Source organism: Streptomyces sp. NRRL S-118 (assembly GCF_000716335.1).
Classification (GTDB): domain Bacteria; phylum Actinomycetota; class Actinomycetes; order Streptomycetales; family Streptomycetaceae; genus Streptomyces.
In genome coordinates this window covers 433626-452064 of sequence record NZ_KL591004.1, presented here as the reverse complement: position 1 = coordinate 452064, position 18439 = coordinate 433626, and the positions used below count along the sequence as shown (strand labels likewise).

Sequence of the window (18439 nt, the reverse complement as noted above, 5' to 3'; positions counted from 1 at the left end):
ACCCAAGTTGCTTCGGGACGAAGAGGTCGCTCCGGCAGGGTGCGCCGCATGACCGAAGACGCTCCCGGACTGTCCTGAGTACAGCCAGCCCATGAGGGCGGGCGGCTATGTCCTCTCCAAGCGGGAGGACGATGGCCGGCGCGCGCCTGCCGGTCGCTCTGGGGGGTGCCAGTCGGCATGTCTGGTGGCGCTGGGCCGACCGGCCGGATGAGCCCTTGGAGGCTTGCGCGGTGCCGGAGCTGTTCCGCTGACATCAACGAGCGTGGACGGCAGCGACACGCGGCAACCACGTCCGGCACCGGTGCACGAGGCGAGTCCGGACCAAGACGAGGGTAGATCGAACTCCTTAAAGCGGTGCTCGCCCACCAGCCAGTTCAGGGGGAGGGCCTGAGGCTGCCGCCGGCCCCCGGTCAGCCGCAGCAGCCCCCTCCTGGCCATGGTTGAGTAGATGGAGGCCGTTCAACGGCATCACCACCGGCGACGGCGGATCTTGCCCGTCTTGCGTATCTGCCGAGCAAAGATCTTGCCCGACTGAATGAGTAGCGCCCTCCATCAGACGTGCTCACCTGTATCTCCAAGATGCGGCGCTGAAGACGCGGGGGCAGGTGCGGGTACATGTCACAGCGTTTCTGTCTCCAAGAGGTGATCGATGCGAGGGGGAGCAGATAGACGTTGCCGCGCTTGTCGCGGTAGTACAGGGTCCGATCGGTGAGGACGAAATCGCCGTCAGGCGCGGGAAAATACGCCGAGATCTCGTCCGCTGATGCGCCCTCGGGAGGCATCGGTTCCTGGCGGACGAGGTCTCCAGCGCTACTTGCGACAGCCGTCTCTCCCTGCTGCAAGCGGTCTCCGAGCGTGCGCGTCCTGTCGGCAAGACGCTGAGCGAGCTCTGCCCTGGCTGTTTCCCGTATGCCCGTGGGTGCCGGTCCTCTATGTGGTGGGACGAGTTGCGGCATCTTCTCGCGGTTGGCAGCCGGCCCGGGACACTGCCGTCGCGACCGGGCAAGCTGACGGGCGTGAATTAGTCGGCCCTGAAACGCGAAGGCCCAATACAAAATCACGCCTGAGAATTGCCCCAACCTCTTTCGGGAGGCATCTCAAAGCTGAGCGAACCCACGCTGCCGACCTAACTACTGGGCCATGCTGCACGCCCCCGCTGAACGTGTTGTGCACGTCCGCGAACTGTTTGCTTGCCCACCTGGACACCGCTGCCGGTCTCGCCACGCTGCGCATGGCCGAAGCGCCGCGAGCCGCGCCCCTTGGATCATGCGACCCTGACTGACGAGGCCAGGAGCACAAGCCCGAGCCTCCTTCTGCATACTCCAGTATGCTTGCTACATGTCCTCAACGACCCGCATCACGGTCACGCTGCCCAGCGATCAGGTGGCGGAGCTCCGCAAGCTCACGGACAACGTCTCCGGCTACGTGGCGGAAGCCGTGGCCCGCCAGATCCGGCACCAGCTTCTGGGCGACGACCTTCGCCGGCACGAGGAAGAGCACGGAAGCTTCAGCGACGAGGAGCTCGCCGAGGCACACGCGAAGATCCTTGGCGCCGCCGGCTCCTCCAAAGGGGCGGACGCCGCGTGAGCGAGCGCATCGAAACCGTCGTTCTCGATTCGGAGGGGCTCTCCGCCTGGATCGCGCAGGACCGCAAGCTCCTCGCGATGCTGAAGGTCTTCCACGACATGGGAGCCGACCTGGCGATCGGGGCGAACACCATCGTGGAAGTCAGCCACTCCCGCACCAATATGCCTCGCCTGAATTGGGCCCTGTCCCGTATCAAGGTGGAGCCGGTCACCGAACACGCAGCCAAAGCGGCAACGGAGCTCCTCAAAGGCGCGGGGCTGCACGGGCACAAGTACGCCATCGACGCCACGGTGGCCGAGGTCGCGCTGCGCCAGCCGAAACCGGTCGCTCTGCTGACGTCCGACAGCGACGACATGACCAAGCTCTGCGGCAACCAGGTCCGGATCATTCCACTCTGACGCACCAGGCCGCCCGGAGCATGCGCCCCGGCACGTTCCGTTGCGCTGCCACCACCGTGCCCCGTTCGTGCCCAGCGGAGCGGACGACAGCGGTCATGTACGGATCGGCCCCGGGAAGGAACCCCAGCCCACGCAGGCTGGGGTTCCTCCAGGCGGTGGGTATCGGTCGGCAGGTGGGGTCACCCGCGCCGTGAACCGCTCGTCGCCGCGTCGGCAGGCCGGCCCGAAGAGCGATCGCCGAGGATCGGGCAGGTCAGCGCTGCAGCGTGAGGACACCCGGCCGGTACGGCAGTCTGTCGTAGGGGCCGCCCGCCTGAGGCGACTTGCCCTGGTAGAGGAACTGCAGGTTGCAGGGGTCGATGGTCATGGTCTGGTCGGGGTTGTTGCGGACCAGGTCGCCGTGGCTGATGTCGTTGGTCCAGGTCGCACCGCTGTTCGCCTTGCCCGCGAACGGGTTGCTCTCGCTGGCGGCCTGCGGGGTCCACGAACCGCTCAGGCTCGAGGCCGTGAACGAGCGGAAGTAGCGCCCCTTCGTACCCTTCGCCTCGACGATCATGAGGTACTGGTTCCGGCCCTGCACCTTGTAGACCTGCGCCGCCTCGAACAGGTTGTCCGTCGTGTCGCTCATGACCGTCGTGTACGACGAGCCGAAGTTGCCGGGGAAGTTCCCGATCGGCATGCTCGCCCGGTAGATCCTGCCGTTGTCGCCGGCGAAGAACAGGTACATGTTCCGGCCGTCGGCGATGAGTGTCTGGTCGATCGGCCCGGTGGGCGAACCGGGGATGCTGCCGGTGAACAGCGGCTTCGGCGCGGACCAGCCGTTGGGGTCGGTGGGGTCGCTCGACGTGCGGTAGATGAAGGGCCACGAACCCCACTGGTACGCCATCACCCAGATGTTCTTGGGCGCGAAGTAGAACAGCGTGGGCGCCACCGCGGGCTGGCCCATCCCCGTCTGGCGGGCCGATGCCATGTCCGACCAGTTCGTGAAGGGACTGAACATCATCGAGCCGTACGACGCCCCCGACGCGTTCGACGCGTAGACCAGGTGCTTGCCCTTGTACGTCACGTTGGTGAAGTCCTTCACCGCGTCCCACCCGTTCGCCGGCTGCGCCAGCGCACCCGTCGACCTCCATCGGTACGTCGACGGAAGAGCACACGTGCCGCCCGTCGGCGCCGGCGCTGACGGGGTCGGGGTCCCGGACGGGCCGGTCCACTTCTGGTTGCCGCCGGACCAGCAGGAGTGCAGCTGGATCCTGGTGCGGTTGGCGGTGCCCGCGCCGACGGCGTCGAGGCACCGCCCGGACTGGACGCCGGCGATGGTGCCGTCGGTGTTGATGTTCCACTGCTGGCCGGCGCCGCCGTCGCAGTCCCCGATGACCACCGCGGTGCCGTTGCCGGTGCCGTTGGCCCTGGCGCCCAGGCACTTGTTGCCGTAGATCATCAGCTGCTTGCCGGCGGTGTAGGTCCAGCGCTGGTTGGCCTGTCCGTTGCAGTCCCACAGCTGCGCCTGGGTGCCGTTGGCGGTGGTGGAGCCGTCGATGTCGATACAGCGACCGGAGGCCACGCCCTTGATCGCCCCGGTACCGGCCCCACCGGGGGTACCGGGGGCGGCCTTGAGGGCGTTCACGACGGCGGTGTAGGCGGGCTTGGGGTTGCCGTTGTTGTCGAACAGCAGAGGGCTTTCGTCGCTGCGCCAGGAGTCGCTGTCACGGATGCCCCATACCGTGATGCCGGTGCACCGGGCCACGGAAAGGCATGCCTTGACCGTGTTGGCGTAGTGGGTGGGCGACGCCCCGGCGATGTCCAGCTCGGTGATCTGGACGTCGACACCCAGGGCTGCGAAGTTCGCCAGGGTGGTTTGGAAGCTGGACGGCGGGCCGCCGGTGCCGAAGTGGCTCTGGAACCCGACGCAGTCGATCGGCACGCCGCGGGACCTGAAGTCCTTCACCATGCTGTAGACGCCCTGGGTCTTGGCGTCCGACCAGTTCTCGATGTTGTAGTCGTTGTAACAGAGCTTGGCCGAGGAGTCGGCCGCCCGGGCGGTGCGGAACGCCTCCTCGATGAAGCCGTTGCCCAGCACGTCCTGGAACACCGAGCTGCGGTGCTGGGTGGAGCCGTCGGCGAACGCCTCGTTGACCACGTCCCAGGCGTAGACCTTGCCCCGGTAGCGGGCCATCACGGTGGTGATGTGGTTCTTCATCACGCTGCGCAGCGTGCTCGCGTCGCGGATGGAGCTGACCCAGGACGGAAGCTGCCTGTGCCAGACCGTGGTGTGGCCGCGCACGCGCTGGCCCTGTGCCATGGCACGGTCGACGATCCTGTCGGCGGGGCCGAAGGTGAACGTGCCGCGGGACGGTGCGATGGCGTCCCACTTCATCTCGTTCTCCGGGGTGATCATGTTGAACTCCCGGTCCAGGATCGCGGCGTACGCCGGGTCGCCGAGCCTGCCGGCGGCCACAGCGGTGCCGAAGTACCTGCCCGAGGGGGCCGCCTGCGTACCCAGGGTCGTCGTGGCTCCGGCGGAACTGGGAAGCAGCGTCACGACGCCGGCCACCATCGCCGCGGCCGACAGTCCTGTCGTCAGTGTCCGGCGACGCCGGCCGAGCCGGTGCAGGCCCTTCATGATTCTCCTCGGGGGTCGCGGGTCGCCCTGGGCGCCCTGATCGTGCGCGCATCGGCCGGTAAGGCCTGATCCGCCGCGGGGTGGGCGCGGTGCAGGAGGTGCGGCCGTTCCTGCCTGCCGGTCGCCCGGGGTTCGTGGGTGTGTCGCGTCATCGGAAAGGCTTTCTTCAGGGGATACGACAACGGGAAAGTCGGGGAACCCGCCACGCCGGCTCGTCATGGTGAGCGGCGGGAAGGGCTACCCCCACGAAGTGGAGGCTTCCGCACTCGCGGTCCCGTAACGGAAAAGTCGCGCCGCCCGGAAAATTGCCCAGTGATGCATTTCGCAGGCAAAAAGCGTTATCCCGAGCCCCGCCGTCCGGTCACCTGTGGGGGCATACGGATCGAAGCCGAATGCGGCGCAGCCACCGGCTCACGGCCGGGTGGAGAACGGCGTGTACCGGGATCGTGGTGCAGGATCAGCGGCGCGACTCCGTCCGCCGCCTTCAAGGAGCGGTTCTCAGGCCCCGGCCCTGCGCACGATGAAGGAAGCCTGGCCGGCGAAGGCCCGAGTGCCGTCGGAGCCGTCGAGCCAGATGCCACCGTCGCGGTGGCGGATGACCGATCCGGGATAGTTGTGCGCGTGCAGGGTCACCGACCCGGCGACCGCCCCGGGGCGCGGGCAGAAGGTGGCGTCCTCACGGAACAGTTCGCTGCCGTCGTCGGTGCTCAACTGCAGCCGGAGGTAACGGTGGCGCAGGTAGCGGCCGTCAGCGGCGCGGAAGGTGACGCACCGTGTGTCGGCCAGCCCCCGGACGACCGTGAAGGTGACCCGCTGCCGTGTTCGCGCGCTGCTGGACGCGGGGACTCGGCCGAGCATCGCGAAGTCGTCGGCGTACGTGACGTACAGGCCGGGTTCGTCCACGGACTCCAGCGCGTGCGCGCCCAGCGGAACAGTGCCGGCCACGGCGGACGGACTCACCGGGGAGGGCTGGGCCGGCGTGGTGGTGCGCGACGGGGTCGGCGTGGGAGCGCCGACCGTGGGCGCGGCGATGACGCCGGGCACCCGGGGGGCCGGTTCGGGCCAGGTCGCGTAGGTGGCGGTCCCGGCGATGAGCACCGCGCCGGTGGCGAGGCTCGCCATCGGATGAGCGGTCACCGCGTGCAGTTTGCCGATCAGCGAGCTGTGCAGCCCGCCTCCCCCCGTCGCCGTGCCGGCGGCGACGTGTGCCGTGGCCAGCCCGGCAGCGCTCGCGGCCGTACCCGACAGCAGGCCCTTGGCGGCCAGCGCGGCGACGAGTCCGGCCGGGACGGCCAGCGGCGCGATGCCGAGGAGCAGCAGTTCGGCCGGAACCCGTTCGGTCGTCGTCGCCAGGCAGACCGGGCACTCACGGGTGTGCCGCGCGATCCGTTTGCGCCACACCGATGAACGGAGACCGTCCCAGCCGGCGACCGTCTCGTCCAACTGCGGACAGCGCGGGTCGGCCTCCAGCGCGGCGACGATCGTCCGGCTCAGTTCCAGCTGCTCGCGCATGCGTTGGACGCGTACGCCCACGTGGGCGACGCTGAGCCCCATCGCGGCGGCGATGTCGTTACGGCTCAGCGAGCCGGCGCATTCCTGCCACCACAGCGACAGCAGCACCCGGTGGTCGGGGTCGAGCCACCGGCCGGCTTCGACAACCTGACGGCGCTCGTCCGACATGTGCAGACGCAGGATCGTCGCGTCCTCGAGTGCGGCGCCGACGTCCGGTATCCGGAGTGCGTCGTCGATGACCGTGGTCCGGTCGGCGGAGGCGCGCTGCCGGTGCCAGTGGGTATTGATCTGGCGGAGCGTGATCGACACCAGCCAGGACCGGAAGCTCTCCGGGGCACGCAGGGCGGGCAGGTCGCGCACCACGCGCAGCAGGGTTTCCTGGACGACGTCGTCGACGTCGGCATGTCCTCTCAGCGCTCGCCCGACGATGTTGTAGAGCAACGGCAGGTATGCGGCGATCAGTTCCTCGCGCGCCCGATCGTCACCGGCCTGCGCCGCGACGACCAGCCTCGCGTGGTCCGCGTCCATGAGCCCCATTCCCACCTCCCTCAGGGGGGGCGATCCGCCGGGTACGGCGCAGCGCCTTGGCGTCGGCAAGGGTAAGCGGCCGAAGCCTGTGCTTGCATCACGGGACCGGTCCACGCCGGTGTGAGGGCCCGGTACCGGGCGTCGTGGGCTTGTCGGTGGTGTTCCCTGGCCGACTCCCCGGTGGGCCCGAAGAAAGTTCCCGTCCCGAGGCAACCCTTCGCGGGGCCTGTGACCACAAGGAGGCGGATCCGGCCGTGTTGGCAGCCGGATGCCCCTTTCCCTGTGGCATGCAAGGAGAACACCCCCCATGAACAACCCCACGAACGGCGGGCGCCGGGGGCGTCACCGCCGTCGCTGGACCGCGACCGGTCTGCTGCTCGGCGTGCCCGCCGTCCTCGTGCCGTACCTCCTGTTCGTGCAGGAGGACTCGCAGGCCGCGGTGGTCGACGGCAATGCCTACTACCGGCTGGTCTCCGTGCGCAGCGGCAAGGTGCTGGACGTCAACGGCTTCTCCACCGCCGACGGCACCCGTATCCAGCAGTGGACCGACCAGAACACCGCCAACCAGCAGTGGAGGCTGCGGCCCACCGGGGACGGCCACTACGAGCTGGTGAACCGCAACAGCGGCAAAGTGCTGGGCATAGCGGGCGATTCAACCGCCGAGAAGGCCGTCGCCGAGCAGCAGACCGACAGCTCCTCCACCTCCCAGGAGTGGCGGATCGACGAGGTGAGCGGTTCCGGCGCCGTCACCCTCACCTCCCGCAGGAGCGGCCAGGTCCTGGACGTCTCCGGGGGCTCCACGGCCGACGGCGCGGCGGTCATCCAGTATCCCGGCAAGGGCAGCACCAACCAGCAGTGGAAGTTGGTGAGGACGTCCGGGACCCGGGCGGCCGCGACCGGACCGTACGTGTGGAACAACGCCCAGGTGGTGGGCGGTGGTTACGTCACCGGGCTGGTGTTCAACCCTCGTGAGAGGGGTCTGCTGTACGCGCGCACCGACATGGGCGGCGCCTACCGCTGGGACGCCGCGGCCGAGCAGTGGATCCCGCTGACCGACTGGCTCGGCGAGAAGGACTGGAACCTGCTGGGCATCGATTCGCTGGCCAGCGACCCCGTCGACCCGGCGCGGCTCTACCTGGCGACGGGGACCTACACCAACGGCTGGGCCGGCAACGGCGCGATCCTGCGCTCCACGGACCGGGGCCGCACCTTCCAGCGCACCGATCTTCCCTTCAAGCTGGGCGCCAACGAGGACGGCCGCGGGGCGGGCGAACGGCTGGCGATCGACCCCGCGGACCACGGAACCCTGTTGCTGGGCACCCGCAAGAACGGCCTGTGGCGCAGCACCGACCACGGTGTGACGTGGCGTCAGGTCTCCTCGTTCCCCGTCAAGGACGGGGCGAGCAGCGGCGCGGGCGTCTCCTTCGTGACGTACGGCCCGGCCGGCAGCAGGACCGTCTATGCCGGCGTCGCCGACAAGCACACGTCCCTGTACCGCTCCACCGACGGCGGCAGCACCTGGCAGGCCGTCTCCGGGCAGCCCACCGGCCAGATGCCGCAGCACGGCGTGCTCTCCGGTGACGGCTCGCTGTACCTGACGTACGCCGACTCCCCCGGACCCAACGGCGCGACGGCCGGTTCGGTGTGGAAGTACACGCCGGCCGTCGGGGCGTGGAGGAACATCTCCCCGTCCCGGGGCAGCCACGGGTTCTCCGGTCTGGCCGTCGACCCGCGGAAGCCGTCCACGGTGATGGTCACCACCCTCGACCGCTGGTGGCCCGAGGACGAGGTGTACCGGACCACCGACGGCGGCGCGACCTGGAAGGCACTGTCCGCGAAATCGGTTCGGGACGCCTCCGCCGCTCCCTACGTCGGTACCGGCGTCGGGCACTGGATGACCGCCCTGGCCATCGATCCCTTCGACTCCGGGCACGTGCTGTACGGCACCGGCAGCGGCATCTGGCGCAGCGAGGACGCCACCGCCACCGACACCGGCGGCACCAGCCACTGGGCCGTGGGGGCCCGAGGGCTGGAGGAGACCGCGCTGATGGACGCGATCGCCCCGCCCGGCGGCGCCACCGTCATCACCGCCATGGGCGACCTGGGCGGGTTCCGCCACGACTCCCTGACCAGGGTCCCCGCCGGGCGGCTGGACAACCCGATGATGATCACCAGCACCGACGTCGACTTCGCCCAGTCCAACCCCGCGATGATGGTGCGCGTCGGCCGTGGCGGTGCCCAGGACGGCGCCTACTCCACCGACGGCGGCCGCAGCTGGAGCGGCTTCACGGCGGAGCCGGTCGGCAGCGCCGACAGCGGCCAGGTCGCACTCGCGGCGGACGGCTCCGCCATCGTCTGGACCCAGGCCGGTCAGGCCCCGTACCGCTCGACCGACAAGGGGACGAGCTGGTCGAAGGTCAGCGGGCTGGGCACCGGCGCGGTGGTCGTCGCCGACCGCTCCTCGGCCAGGACCTTCTACGCACTGTCCGGCGGCACGCTCCACGCCAGCACCGACGGCGGCGCGACCTTCACCGCCCGCGCCACCGGCCTGCCCGCCGGCCGGCTCACGGCCGTCCCCGGCATCGCCGGAGACCTGTGGATCGCCGGCGGCGCCAAGGGTCTGCTGCACTCCACCGACGGCGGCCGCACCTTCACCACACTCAAGACGGTGCAGTCCGCCTCCGCCCTCGGCTTCGGCAAGGCCGCGCCGGGCGCCGCGTACCAGGCCCTGTACCTGATCGGTACCGTCAAGGACGTCACCGGGGTCTTCCGCTCCACCGACAAGGGCGCCACCTGGGTCCGCGTCAACGACGACGCCCACCAGTGGGGCAGCATCGGCGGCGTCGGCGTCATCACCGGCGACCCCGACACCTACGGGCGCGTCTACGTCGGCACCAACGGACGCGGCCTCCAGTACGGCGACCCGTCCTGACGCCGGCGCCCGAGCGGGCCGCAGGCACAACGGCCTGCGGCCCCGCGACGGCTGCCGGCTCCCGGCTGGACGTTCGACCGGTTCGCCGGCATGCCGAGGAGCTCAGGTGCGGCAGCGGTGCGTCGTGCCCCGCGAGAAGAGCCAGGGATGGCGTGACTCGCGCTGCTGAACCGCAGACCTCTGCGCTGCGCCCTCCCGCGCCGGGAGGATCCGCCGTGGTAGTCGACAAGCATGCCGACGAAGCCTTCGCGCACCCCAGACCATCCGGCCCGACTCAGCCGCGTCCGTCGCGTACTCCGGCATTCAGCAGCCGGACGGGGGTGGCGTCGGCTCCGTGATCTCGGCCTGGGGCAGCTTTCCCTGGGCTTCGCGGCACTCGGATTTCTCACGCTGGTGCCCCTGCTGGTCATCGTGTCCTCGGCCGACCCCGAAGGCGGGCGGGGATTCGGGCAGTGGCTGGCGGACGGACTCGGCGTCTCGACGACGTCCCGAGGAGAAGTGGAGCAGCTGTTCACCTTGCCCGATCAGGCCCTGCGCACCACAACGGCATTCGGCATCGCCGCCCTTGCCGTCTTCGGCCTGACCTTCGCGGCGGCGGTCCAGGCCGGCTACGAAAAGGTGTGGGACCTGCCGCAGGCCCGTTGGTGGGCCAGGTGGCGGCACGCCGTGTGGCTCGGCGCGCTCACCGGCTACCTGTTCCTCTCCGCGACCACCACGCTGCCCCGGGAGTCTCCTGTCGGCGCCCTGGCCGCGGCGCTGAGCGCCGTCGCGTTCTTCTGGTGGTCGCAGCGCTTGCTGCTCGGAGGGCGGGTCGCTTGGCGGGCCCTGTTGCCCGGGGCGGTGGCCACCGTGATCGGGCTGCTCGGCCTCAGGGTCTTCTCCCTGCTCGTCTTCTCCCCGCTGATCGCTTCCAACACGGTCACCTACGGCCCCGTCGGAACCGTCCTGGTTCTCCAGTCCTGGCTGGTCGGCGTGGGCGTCGTCATCTTCGGCGGTGCACTGTTCGGTCGTCTGGTCCACGAGGAGTTCCCGCGCCTGGCCCATGCGCTGAAAAGGCGAGGATGAGGGAGCGCCGCCCTGACACGCGCTGAGGGGTGGGGACGACGGCGCCCGGGCGCCGCACCCGCCGCGCGCGAACTGCGGCGCGGCCGGGGGCCGTAGCGCACGGCTCGCAGGACGAGGGCCTCGATCGCCCGTGGGAACGACGTCCGTCCCGGCATTCTCCGACGGCTTGTCACGAGGCGGACACCGCTGCCGGGCTCACTCCGTGTCGCGACGCTCCTGGCCTGCCCGCGGTTCTTCCGTGGCGATCACGCGGGTCCGGCCGGTGCCGGTCTCGACAAGGATCTGTTCGGCCGTGGTGTTGCCCCCGCCGACGGCCCGGGCCATCGCGGCGCGCGCCGCGTCCGGGGCCGTGTCCGGGGGGACCACCAGCAGGGAGAAGTGGTCCCGAGCGCCCCGGGTGATGAGGACGGTGTCGTCACCGACCGGGAAGGAGTCGATGTGCACCACGCGGTCGCCGATGGTCAGCCGGGTCGGTAGTTCCTCCCAGGCGCCGGAGTCCAGGCCGACGCGGTCGACGGGTCCGAGGTGCTCGGTCAGCACGGTGATGAGGTTCGGCAGCTCGGCGGCGAGGTCGCGGGAGCGCGGCCACCACGCGCCGTCGAGGTTTCCCTCCCGGGCATGTGTCGTCTCCAGCCGCAGCAGGGCTGTTCCGGGTTGTACGGCCTCGTGGATCGCGTCCGGCAGGAGCTTCGGTTCACGCGGGGTGTCGGCGTCGGGCATGAGGTGTGCTCACCCGCCTGCGGTTTCGGTAGGGGTTCGTCGATCGCCTGGGACGGCGTCCGGGCGGCTGCCGGTTTCACCGTACTCCGTGAGCCCGCGTCCATGCCCGCCCCTGCGCCGCGACTCTCCGACTCCCGGTGAATTCGCTGGTCACGCGCGGGTTCACCGGTCCGTGGCCGGAGTACAGTGGAGGGACCGGGAGCATTTCGCACACCGGCTTCCGTGCCGGTGTCGTTCTCGGGGAGCAACAACACCGGGACGCGACACCGCGCCCGGGGACAGGTCCGCGCCATGACCGCGACCATCGACCGTGTGACCATCCGTGAGCGTGCGACCTCACCACCGGCCCGTCTGTCCATGACCTCGGGCTCCGCCCCGGGTCTCCTGGACGGCGCGTGGTGGCCTCGCTCTCGCGATCTTTTCCGTGAACTCCCCGCCCTCGTCGGCGTGCTGGACGCACGCTGGGGCCGGATCACGCGTGTCACGGTGAACCCGACGCACTGGCCCGTGATCCCGCGCAAGGTGCCCGCGGCGGGGCACACCGTGCATGTGGGCTGGTTCGCCGAGGAGCAGGATCCGCACAAGATGATCCTCCTCTCCTACACCGCGGGGCGCTGGGACCTGCTGGTGATCCCGCCGGAGACCGGCGCGGCTGCTGCCGCCCGGCTGATGGCCGCCGCAGCCACCCCGGGGGGCCTCCTCACCGCCAGCAGGCTGATGGCCGACGAGTCCGCGATCCGCGAGGTGGTTGAGGACCGCGGCCGGGAATCGGAGTGGGACAGCGAGGGCGGGTCAGCGCCTCCGCCGCTCAGGAACCGGCTCGGGCTCCTGACCTCCGCCCGGGAAGGGTGAGGACGATGGAGACCGTCATCACCACCGCGGTGATCCTCGGCATGATCGCCCTCGGAGTTCTGCTGATCCACCTGCTCAACGCGCAGCACGACCAGAGGATCGCAGCCTTCCGCTACAGCGATGTGCTGCCGATGCGCGGCGGCCGGAGCCGGAAGCGCCGGCACCCGGCCGACGGGTCCACCGGACACCACGACGGGGACCGCGGAGGGCATCGGCTCCCCGTGGACCGAAGGCAGGTCTGACCGAAGGCAGGTCCGACCGAAGGCGGGCCGGATCCCCTCCGGCCGAAGGGCGGTGGGTGCGTCCGGGGAGGCGCGCCCGCCGGCACATGGCCTGGATACCCCTCCATGTCACCCGGACGGACGAGGCCCCCGCCCCCGGGCGACGGCGGGGTGTCACATGGTGATGACCGTCTTTCCGCGTGCGTGGGTCTTCTCCAGTCGGCGGAGCGCCTCGACGGCCTCGCCGAGCGGGTGCGTGGCGCCGACGACCGGGGTGACCTTTCCCGCCTCGACGAGTTCGCTCAGCGTCCGCAGGTCCTCCTGCCGTTCGGCCGAGAACAGGCCGAGCAGACGCTGGCGTACGAAGGGGGACAGCAGCAGGGCCCTGAGGACCCGGTCCGTACCGCCGAGCCATCGGCCGCCGCCTTCTCCGCCGACGATGACCAGCGTGCCCCGCGGGGTGAGGGCGCGGCGGAGGTGGGACAGCGTGCGGTTGCCGGCGGTGTCGACGATCAGGTCGTACGGGTTCCGCGCGCGGTCGGTGATGTCCTCGCGGGCGTAGTCGATGACGTCGTCCGCGCCGATCGCGCGGACCAGGTCCTTCTTCGCCGTACTGCAGACGCCCGTGACGTGCGCCCCGAACGCCTTGGCGAGCTGCACCGCGTACGTCCCCACGCCGCCCGCCGCGCCGATGACCAGGACCCTCTGTCCCGGCCGTACCCTGCCCGCGTCGCGCAGCGCCTGGAGGGCGGTGACGGCGGAGATCGGGACGGCGGCGGCTTGTTCGTGGGTGAGGTTCACGGGCTTCGGCAGGAACCTGTCCTCGGGAGCACACGTGTACTCGGCGAAGGATCCCTCGCAGAAGCCGAACACCTCGTCTCCCGGCCGGAACCGGGTCACCCCCGCGCCGACCGCTTCCACGCTGCCGGAGACTTCCCGGCCCCGGACGGGCACCTTGGGGGCACGGAACCCGAACCCCATGAGGCGCAGCAGGTACGGCCGGCCCGTCATGAGGTGCCAGAAGCCCGCGTCGACGGCTGCCGCGTGCACCCGTACGAGCACCTCGCCCTCACCGGCCGTCGGTTTGTCCACCTCCCCGAGGCGCAGCACGTCGGAGGAGCCGTAGCCGTCCTGGACGATCGCCTTCACGACGTGTCCCCTTCACTGTCCGGGTACTGAAAGACCTGGTCGAGCGAGACGCCGAAAACGCGGGCGATCTGGAACGCCATCTCCAGGGAGGGCGAGTAGCGCCCCTTCTCGATGGCGATGACGGTCTGGCGGGTGACGCCGATGCGGTCCGCCAGTTCCGCCTGGGTCATCTCTCCGTGGGCGAAGCGGAGAGCGCGGAGGGAGTTCGTGACGCGGGTCGCCTTCACCACGGCTGGAAGCCCCATCGGTAGGCGGCGATCCTCGCCACGGAGCCGAGGACGGCGGAGAGGAAGAAGGCCAGGCAGATCGTGTTGGCGATCCAGAAGTGGTCCACCTCCGCCATCGCCATGACGAGCACCGCGATCCCGCCGATGACGAGGAACGACTGTCCCGTGTACTCGCCGAACCGGCTGATCTCCCTGTCCCGCTGGTCCTTGGTCGTGCCCTCGTCGCACGAGCCCATCGCGGCCACGGCGTGGAGCGCGATCGACCCCACGACCGCCGCGCCGACGGTCCACAGCAGCGTCGCCACGTACGGCACCTCGGCGAGCGGGATGCCGTCCGCCCGCCCGAGGACGATGACCAGGTACGTCAGGTACGCGCTGATGGAGACCCCTGCCATGGTCCACGCGCGCTTCTCTTCGAGCGCCACTCCCGACCTCCCCCTGTAAAGAAAACTTGACATGACGAATGTAAGGCTGGACGTACATCGAGTCAAGGATTCTTTACATTGCCGGCGGGGGCGACGTCAGTGGGGCCGGGCGGGTGACCGAGGTGTCGGCATGCTGCAGGGCGAGGGCGGCGATGTCGTCATCGAGCCTTCCGCCGCTGTACCGGAGCAGGTCCCGGTGAAGGCGGTCCAGCAGTTCGCTGGGGGACATCAGGCCCTGCCGGGCCATCCAGTCCGGCAGCGGAAAGAACTCGCCCGCGTGGTCCCGGGTCTCGGTGACGCCGTCGGTGTAGAGCAGCAGCTGGTCGCCCGGGAGGAAGGCCACCGTGTCGACGCAGTAGGGCTCTCCGATGAGGCTCGCGAGGTTGAGGGGCGGCGAGGGCGCGGAAGGATCGAGGACGCGGGTCCGCCCGTGGTGCACGAGCAGGGGCGGGGGGTGACCGCAGTTGACGATTCTGACGTGGCCACCGCCGGGCGGCACCTCCGCGATGAGAGCGGTGGCGAAGCGCTCCGGCAGGTCCGGGCCCGGGTACCCGGCGATGTAGCGGGTGATGCTGGTCTCCAGGCGCCGGGTGATCCCCCGCAGATCCGGCTCGTCGTGCGCGGCCTCCCTGAAGGAGCTGATCACCGCCGAGGCCGCTCCCACCGCGGACAGACCTTTGCCCCGCACGTCACCGATGAGCAGCCGTACCCCGTACGGGGTGTCGGCCGCCTCGTAGAAGTCGCCGCCGATCCTGGCCTGCTCCTGGGCCGCCAGGTACAGCGACTCGATCTCGACCTCGTGGATACGGCGCGGAAGCGGCCGCAGCAGCACTTTCTGGGCCGCGTCGGCGACGAGCCGGATGTGGAAGAGCATCTCCTCCCTGCGGATGCGGAGGTGGCTCGCGTACGCGGCGGCCAGGGTCACCGCGACGATCGCCGCCCCCGTGTACGGCGTCCCCAGGTCGGTGTGGAAGAAGCTGAGGACGATCATGGCGACCAGGCAGAACGCCCCCAGCAAGAGCGTGGGGATGACCGGCCACATCGCGGCGGCGAGGGCGGGCGCGGCGGGAAACAGGCGGCTGAACGCGATCTCCCTCGGCGTGGAGAACGCCAGGGCGGCGATGAGGACCGTGAGGATCACGGGGGACAGGAAGGCGGCTTCCCACCGACCGCTGTAGGGGAAGCGGCGGCGGCGCAGCCGACCGAGCGTGATCATAAAGCCATCATATCGGGACATAAAGGGCACCCATCGGTCGCGCAGGGCGCCCGAGTACCCGACATACGGGGCTGTAGCGGCGTCGGCGGTGTGCCGGTCGTCGCGACGGCGAGGCGCTGCCGGCGGTACGCCGGGGCACACGGCGGCGCGGGAAGGCGCCGGCCCGGAGGTGCCGATCCGGAGGCTCCGGTCCGCACGTGCCGGCCGCCCGCAGGTGGCGTCCACAGGTGCCGGCCGCCCGCAGGTGGCCGGCAGGAGGTCCGCACGTGCCGGAACGCGCCGGTCCGAAGGCCCGGGTCCGACGGTGCCGGTCCGAAGGCGCAGGTTCGCACGTGCCGGTCCGAAGGCGCAGGTTCACACGTGCCGGTCGGGAGGTGGTGCGCACGTGCCCGGAGGTGCGGTCGGGAGGTGCCGGAAGGTGCCGGATTACGATGCAGCCATGAGTCGGCAGGGATGGCGTGCGGTGGCGGCCCGGCCCCACGGGGCGCGGGCGTACGCGCTGCTCGTGCTGGCCGTCCTGGCCGGCGTCCTGGCCATGCACGGCTTGGGCCCCGCGCTCGCCTCCCCTGCCGCGCCCCACTCCGTGGCGGTGGCCGGTGCGCACCATGGCAGCACGGCCTCGGCCGCGTCCCGCACGGCCGTGTCGGCCCCCGAGGACTGCGTGCACGCCGGCCACGGTGACAACGGCACGGACGGCGGGCACGCCGAGCACGCCGACACCACCTGCGCCGCGGGAGGTACGAGCACGGCGCCCGTGCTGCCCGCCCCGGCCCCGGCCGGAACGGACCCGGGCGCGCCCCCGGGCACGACCGCCCTCGTCAACGGCGCGACGTCCGGCGTACGCGCTCCGCCGGCGCTGAGCGAACTGCAACTCCTGCGCATATAGGGGCGCCCCGGCGTGCCCGGGCCCTGTGCCCGGCGCCGCCGCGAGAGCCATGCCCCATCCGGTTCCAGTGCACACAGGAGTTGCACCACCATGACCGCACGTCGTTCCGTGATCCGCCGCGCCGCCGCTGTCGCGGCCACGGCCACCGCCACCGTCGTACTCGCCGCCTGCGGCGGCGGAGAGGACAGCCCGTCCGGCCACGAGGGCCACAGGAGCGCCTCGCCGAGCGCTTCCGCCCCCGCCGGACAGGGCACGCACAACGCCGCCGACGTCACGTTCGCGAAGGGCATGATCCCGCACCACCGCCAGGCGGTGGAGATGGCCGTGCTGGCGGAGACCCGGGCCGCGTCCGCCGAGGTCAAGGAGCTCGCCGCGGAGATCAAGAAGGCGCAGGACCCGGAGATCAGGACCCTGTCCGGCTGGCTCACCTCCTGGGGCGAGGACGTCCCGGAGGGGCACGGGAGCGGGGAGCACGCCGGTCACTCGATGTCCGGCATGATGACGCCCGAGGAGATGGACCGGCTGGAGAAGTCCTCGGGCACGGCGTTCGACACAGCGTTCCTCGAGATGATGGTCAAGCACCACGAAGGCGCGGTCGCGATGGCGAGGACCGAGCAGTCGGAGGGCGCCCACCAGCCCGCCAAGGACATGGCCGGCACCATCGTCACCACGCAGAGCGCCGAGATCACCCGCATGAACGAGCTGCTCGGGAAGAGCTGACCCGAGGGCTCCGGGGGAACCCGCGGCGGGGGCGCTCACCGGCTGCCCCCGCCGCTTCTCCCCTGCCCTGCGCCGCCCTCTGCCGGTGCGGTGCGTGCGGGACCGTCAGGTCCGGCACACACTGGAGAAGTGCGAGGGAGGACGCCATGGACCGCAGTGACCACACCGCGCGTCGGGCCGCCACCCCCGGCGCGCGGGGGCATACCGCCCAGGGGCACACCGCGCACGCTCAGCACGGTCACGGCGCCGGCGGCGCGTCCTGGGGCATCGCGGCCAAGGCGACGGCGCACTGCCTGACCGGCTGCGCGCTCGGCGAGATCCTGGGCATGGTCATCGGCACGGCCCTGCTCTGGAGCAACGTCCCCACCATGGTCCTGGCGATCGCCTTGGCGTTCCTCTTCGGCTACTCCTTCACCCTGTACGCGGTGCTCAGGGCGGGCCTGAGCCTCAAGGCCGCCGTCCGCGTCGCCCTGGCCGCCGACACCGTGTCCATCGCGATCATGGAGCTGGTGGACAACCTCATCATCGCGCTGACCCCCGGTGCCATGGACGCGCACCTCTCCGACGGTCTCTTCTGGTCGGCCCTCCTGGGCGGCTTCGCCGTCGCCTTCCTCGTCACCACCCCGGTCAACAAATGGATGATCGGCCGCGGCAAGGGCCACGCCGTCGTCCACGCGTACCACTGACACGCACGGGCCGGCCCGACGCCGTTCGGCCCCGGCGTTGCTGCGTTTACCGCGCGTCCATGGCGTGGGAGATGGCGTTTCCGCTGTACATCTAGGCATATGCAAGAAGAGCGAAAGAGCCCGGGCGGCAAGGTGTACGCCTGGCAGAACCCTGCCGTTTCCGCGCTGATGGGCGCCCTGATCGGAGCCATGGCGGGTCTGGCGGGAAGCGTTCTCGTCTACGTCCAGGCGGAGCGGGTGCAGGACGCGACGGCGAACGCCCGCCGGTCGGACATCCGGCGGAGTGCCTATGTGGAGGTCGGAACGAGCTCCCAGTCCTTCAGGACCGAGATGAACGGCGTGGTGAACTTCATCGGCGAGGCGTCGACGGCTCAGGTCGAGGAAGTGCACAACACCAGGTACATCCCTGCGGCCAACAAGCTGGTGCAGGCGGAGACGACAGCACGTCTGGTGGGCACGGCGGAGAGCAGGAGGATGCTGGCCCGAACGGTGCCGCACCGTGAGTCGCTCGCGGAAATGGTGGCACTGGCCTTTCAGGGCGAGACCCTCGATGTGGACAAATACAGCGAGGTGATGAAGAAGTACGAGGATGCCTTTGCGGCGTTCATGAACGAGGCGGACGAAGAGGTGATCTGACGGCTGCCGTCCTGGCCTGCAGATCCATGGGGACGGGCCCGTCTGCGTGAGCGCGG

General features: G+C 70.5%; 17 protein-coding genes. 10 read left to right on the top strand and 7 right to left on the bottom strand.

Features of this window, described 5'->3' with window-relative positions:
- Nucleotides 1–1338 precede the first annotated feature (1338 nt).
- Together IH00_RS0111365 and IH00_RS0111360 are read left to right on the top strand one after the other, a co-directional pair.
- On the top strand, nucleotides 1339–1587 hold the full coding sequence (locus tag IH00_RS0111365; protein ID WP_031072315.1) for a type II toxin-antitoxin system CcdA family antitoxin: 249 nt from the start codon (nucleotides 1339–1341) through the stop codon (nucleotides 1585–1587).
- Nucleotides 1584–1985, top strand: a complete 402-nt coding sequence (locus tag IH00_RS0111360) for a hypothetical protein (RefSeq protein WP_031072314.1) — start codon at nucleotides 1584–1586, stop codon at nucleotides 1983–1985. The genes IH00_RS0111365 and IH00_RS0111360 overlap by 4 nt, the downstream gene beginning before the upstream one ends.
- Before the next feature lie 253 nt (nucleotides 1986–2238).
- Here the strand turns inward: IH00_RS0111360 and IH00_RS0111355 are convergent, their stop codons facing one another.
- Both IH00_RS0111355 and IH00_RS0111350 read right to left on the bottom strand, forming a co-directional pair.
- Nucleotides 2239–4608, bottom strand: a complete 2370-nt coding sequence (locus tag IH00_RS0111355; protein WP_031072313.1) for a non-reducing end alpha-L-arabinofuranosidase family hydrolase — start codon at nucleotides 4606–4608, stop codon at nucleotides 2239–2241.
- Between the two features lie 498 nt (nucleotides 4609–5106).
- Complete coding sequence (locus IH00_RS0111350) at nucleotides 5107–6657, bottom strand: sigma-70 family RNA polymerase sigma factor (protein WP_031072312.1); 1551 nt, start codon at nucleotides 6655–6657, stop codon at nucleotides 5107–5109.
- Between the two features lie 298 nt (nucleotides 6658–6955).
- On the opposite strand from IH00_RS0111350, the gene IH00_RS0111345 reads away from it, so the two are divergent.
- Nucleotides 6956–9580, top strand: a complete 2625-nt coding sequence (locus IH00_RS0111345; protein ID WP_031072311.1) for an RICIN domain-containing protein — start codon at nucleotides 6956–6958, stop codon at nucleotides 9578–9580.
- A 231-nt stretch (nucleotides 9581–9811) separates the two neighbouring features.
- Nucleotides 9812–10645: a YhjD/YihY/BrkB family envelope integrity protein gene (locus IH00_RS0111340; protein WP_039946727.1), complete on the top strand. Its 834-nt coding sequence runs from the start codon at nucleotides 9812–9814 to the stop codon at nucleotides 10643–10645.
- 195 nt (nucleotides 10646–10840) lie between these two features.
- Here the strand turns inward: IH00_RS0111340 and IH00_RS0111335 are convergent, their stop codons facing one another.
- Entirely contained in the window at nucleotides 10841–11365 is a 525-nt protein-coding gene (locus IH00_RS0111335) for a DUF5994 family protein (protein ID WP_031072309.1), read from the bottom strand.
- Between the two features lie 291 nt (nucleotides 11366–11656).
- On the opposite strand from IH00_RS0111335, the gene IH00_RS0111330 reads away from it, so the two are divergent.
- Entirely contained in the window at nucleotides 11657–12217 is a 561-nt protein-coding gene (locus IH00_RS0111330; RefSeq protein WP_031072308.1) for a DUF5994 family protein, read from the top strand.
- A gap of 5 nt (nucleotides 12218–12222) precedes the next feature.
- The gene (locus tag IH00_RS37230) at nucleotides 12223–12459 is read left to right on the top strand and encodes a hypothetical protein (protein WP_063835359.1); all 237 of its coding nucleotides are present in this window, start codon (nucleotides 12223–12225) and stop codon (nucleotides 12457–12459) included.
- A 153-nt stretch (nucleotides 12460–12612) separates the two neighbouring features.
- Here the strand turns inward: IH00_RS37230 and IH00_RS0111320 are convergent, their stop codons facing one another.
- From IH00_RS0111320 to IH00_RS0111305, 4 genes are all read right to left on the bottom strand, one after another.
- Nucleotides 12613–13587, bottom strand: a complete 975-nt coding sequence (locus tag IH00_RS0111320) for an NAD(P)-dependent alcohol dehydrogenase (protein WP_031072304.1) — start codon at nucleotides 13585–13587, stop codon at nucleotides 12613–12615.
- On the bottom strand, nucleotides 13584–13832 hold the full coding sequence (locus tag IH00_RS0111315; protein WP_199819738.1) for a helix-turn-helix transcriptional regulator: 249 nt from the start codon (nucleotides 13830–13832) through the stop codon (nucleotides 13584–13586). The genes IH00_RS0111320 and IH00_RS0111315 overlap by 4 nt, the downstream gene beginning before the upstream one ends.
- The gene (locus IH00_RS0111310; RefSeq protein WP_031072301.1) at nucleotides 13811–14239 is read right to left on the bottom strand and encodes a hypothetical protein; all 429 of its coding nucleotides are present in this window, start codon (nucleotides 14237–14239) and stop codon (nucleotides 13811–13813) included. Before IH00_RS0111310 ends, IH00_RS0111315 begins: the two co-directional genes overlap by 22 nt.
- A gap of 73 nt (nucleotides 14240–14312) precedes the next feature.
- Entirely contained in the window at nucleotides 14313–15455 is a 1143-nt protein-coding gene (locus IH00_RS0111305) for a PP2C family protein-serine/threonine phosphatase (RefSeq protein ID WP_052411321.1), read from the bottom strand.
- A gap of 439 nt (nucleotides 15456–15894) precedes the next feature.
- On the opposite strand from IH00_RS0111305, the gene IH00_RS0111300 reads away from it, so the two are divergent.
- From IH00_RS0111300 to IH00_RS0111285, 4 genes are all read left to right on the top strand, one after another.
- Nucleotides 15895–16341 carry a DUF6153 family protein gene (locus IH00_RS0111300; protein ID WP_031072296.1) on the top strand — a complete coding sequence of 149 codons (447 nt, stop codon included), beginning with the start codon at nucleotides 15895–15897 and terminating at the stop codon, nucleotides 16339–16341.
- 90 nt (nucleotides 16342–16431) lie between these two features.
- Entirely contained in the window at nucleotides 16432–17061 is a 630-nt protein-coding gene (locus tag IH00_RS0111295) for a DUF305 domain-containing protein (RefSeq protein WP_031072294.1), read from the top strand.
- A gap of 146 nt (nucleotides 17062–17207) precedes the next feature.
- The gene (locus IH00_RS0111290; protein ID WP_031072292.1) at nucleotides 17208–17747 is read left to right on the top strand and encodes a DUF4396 domain-containing protein; all 540 of its coding nucleotides are present in this window, start codon (nucleotides 17208–17210) and stop codon (nucleotides 17745–17747) included.
- Nucleotides 17748–17846: 99 nt separating this feature from the next.
- Nucleotides 17847–18383: a hypothetical protein gene (locus IH00_RS0111285; RefSeq protein ID WP_158827781.1), complete on the top strand. Its 537-nt coding sequence runs from the start codon at nucleotides 17847–17849 to the stop codon at nucleotides 18381–18383.
- The last annotated feature ends 56 nt before the right edge of the window (nucleotides 18384–18439 follow it).

What these genes read in the sequence shown, in the direction of transcription:
- IH00_RS0111300 (WP_031072296.1), top strand. Translation starts at nt 15,895, where the DNA reads ATGAGTCGGCAGGGATGGCGTGCGGTGGCGGCCCGGCCCCACGGGGCG.
- IH00_RS0111315 (WP_199819738.1), bottom strand. Translation starts at nt 13,832, where the DNA reads ATGGGGCTTCCAGCCGTGGTGAAGGCGACCCGCGTCACGAACTCCCTC.
- IH00_RS0111335 (WP_031072309.1), bottom strand. Translation starts at nt 11,365, where the DNA reads ATGCCCGACGCCGACACCCCGCGTGAACCGAAGCTCCTGCCGGACGCG.
- IH00_RS37230 (WP_063835359.1), top strand. Translation starts at nt 12,223, where the DNA reads ATGGAGACCGTCATCACCACCGCGGTGATCCTCGGCATGATCGCCCTC.
- IH00_RS0111285 (WP_158827781.1), top strand. Translation starts at nt 17,847, where the DNA reads ATGCAAGAAGAGCGAAAGAGCCCGGGCGGCAAGGTGTACGCCTGGCAG.
- IH00_RS0111305 (WP_052411321.1), bottom strand. Translation starts at nt 15,455, where the DNA reads ATGATCACGCTCGGTCGGCTGCGCCGCCGCCGCTTCCCCTACAGCGGT.
- IH00_RS0111290 (WP_031072292.1), top strand. Translation starts at nt 17,208, where the DNA reads ATGGACCGCAGTGACCACACCGCGCGTCGGGCCGCCACCCCCGGCGCG.
- IH00_RS0111330 (WP_031072308.1), top strand. Translation starts at nt 11,657, where the DNA reads ATGACCGCGACCATCGACCGTGTGACCATCCGTGAGCGTGCGACCTCA.
- IH00_RS0111365 (WP_031072315.1), top strand. Translation starts at nt 1,339, where the DNA reads ATGTCCTCAACGACCCGCATCACGGTCACGCTGCCCAGCGATCAGGTG.
- IH00_RS0111340 (WP_039946727.1), top strand. Translation starts at nt 9,812, where the DNA reads ATGCCGACGAAGCCTTCGCGCACCCCAGACCATCCGGCCCGACTCAGC.
- IH00_RS0111345 (WP_031072311.1), top strand. Translation starts at nt 6,956, where the DNA reads ATGAACAACCCCACGAACGGCGGGCGCCGGGGGCGTCACCGCCGTCGC.
- IH00_RS0111295 (WP_031072294.1), top strand. Translation starts at nt 16,432, where the DNA reads ATGACCGCACGTCGTTCCGTGATCCGCCGCGCCGCCGCTGTCGCGGCC.
- IH00_RS0111350 (WP_031072312.1), bottom strand. Translation starts at nt 6,657, where the DNA reads ATGGGGCTCATGGACGCGGACCACGCGAGGCTGGTCGTCGCGGCGCAG.
- IH00_RS0111355 (WP_031072313.1), bottom strand. Translation starts at nt 4,608, where the DNA reads ATGAAGGGCCTGCACCGGCTCGGCCGGCGTCGCCGGACACTGACGACA.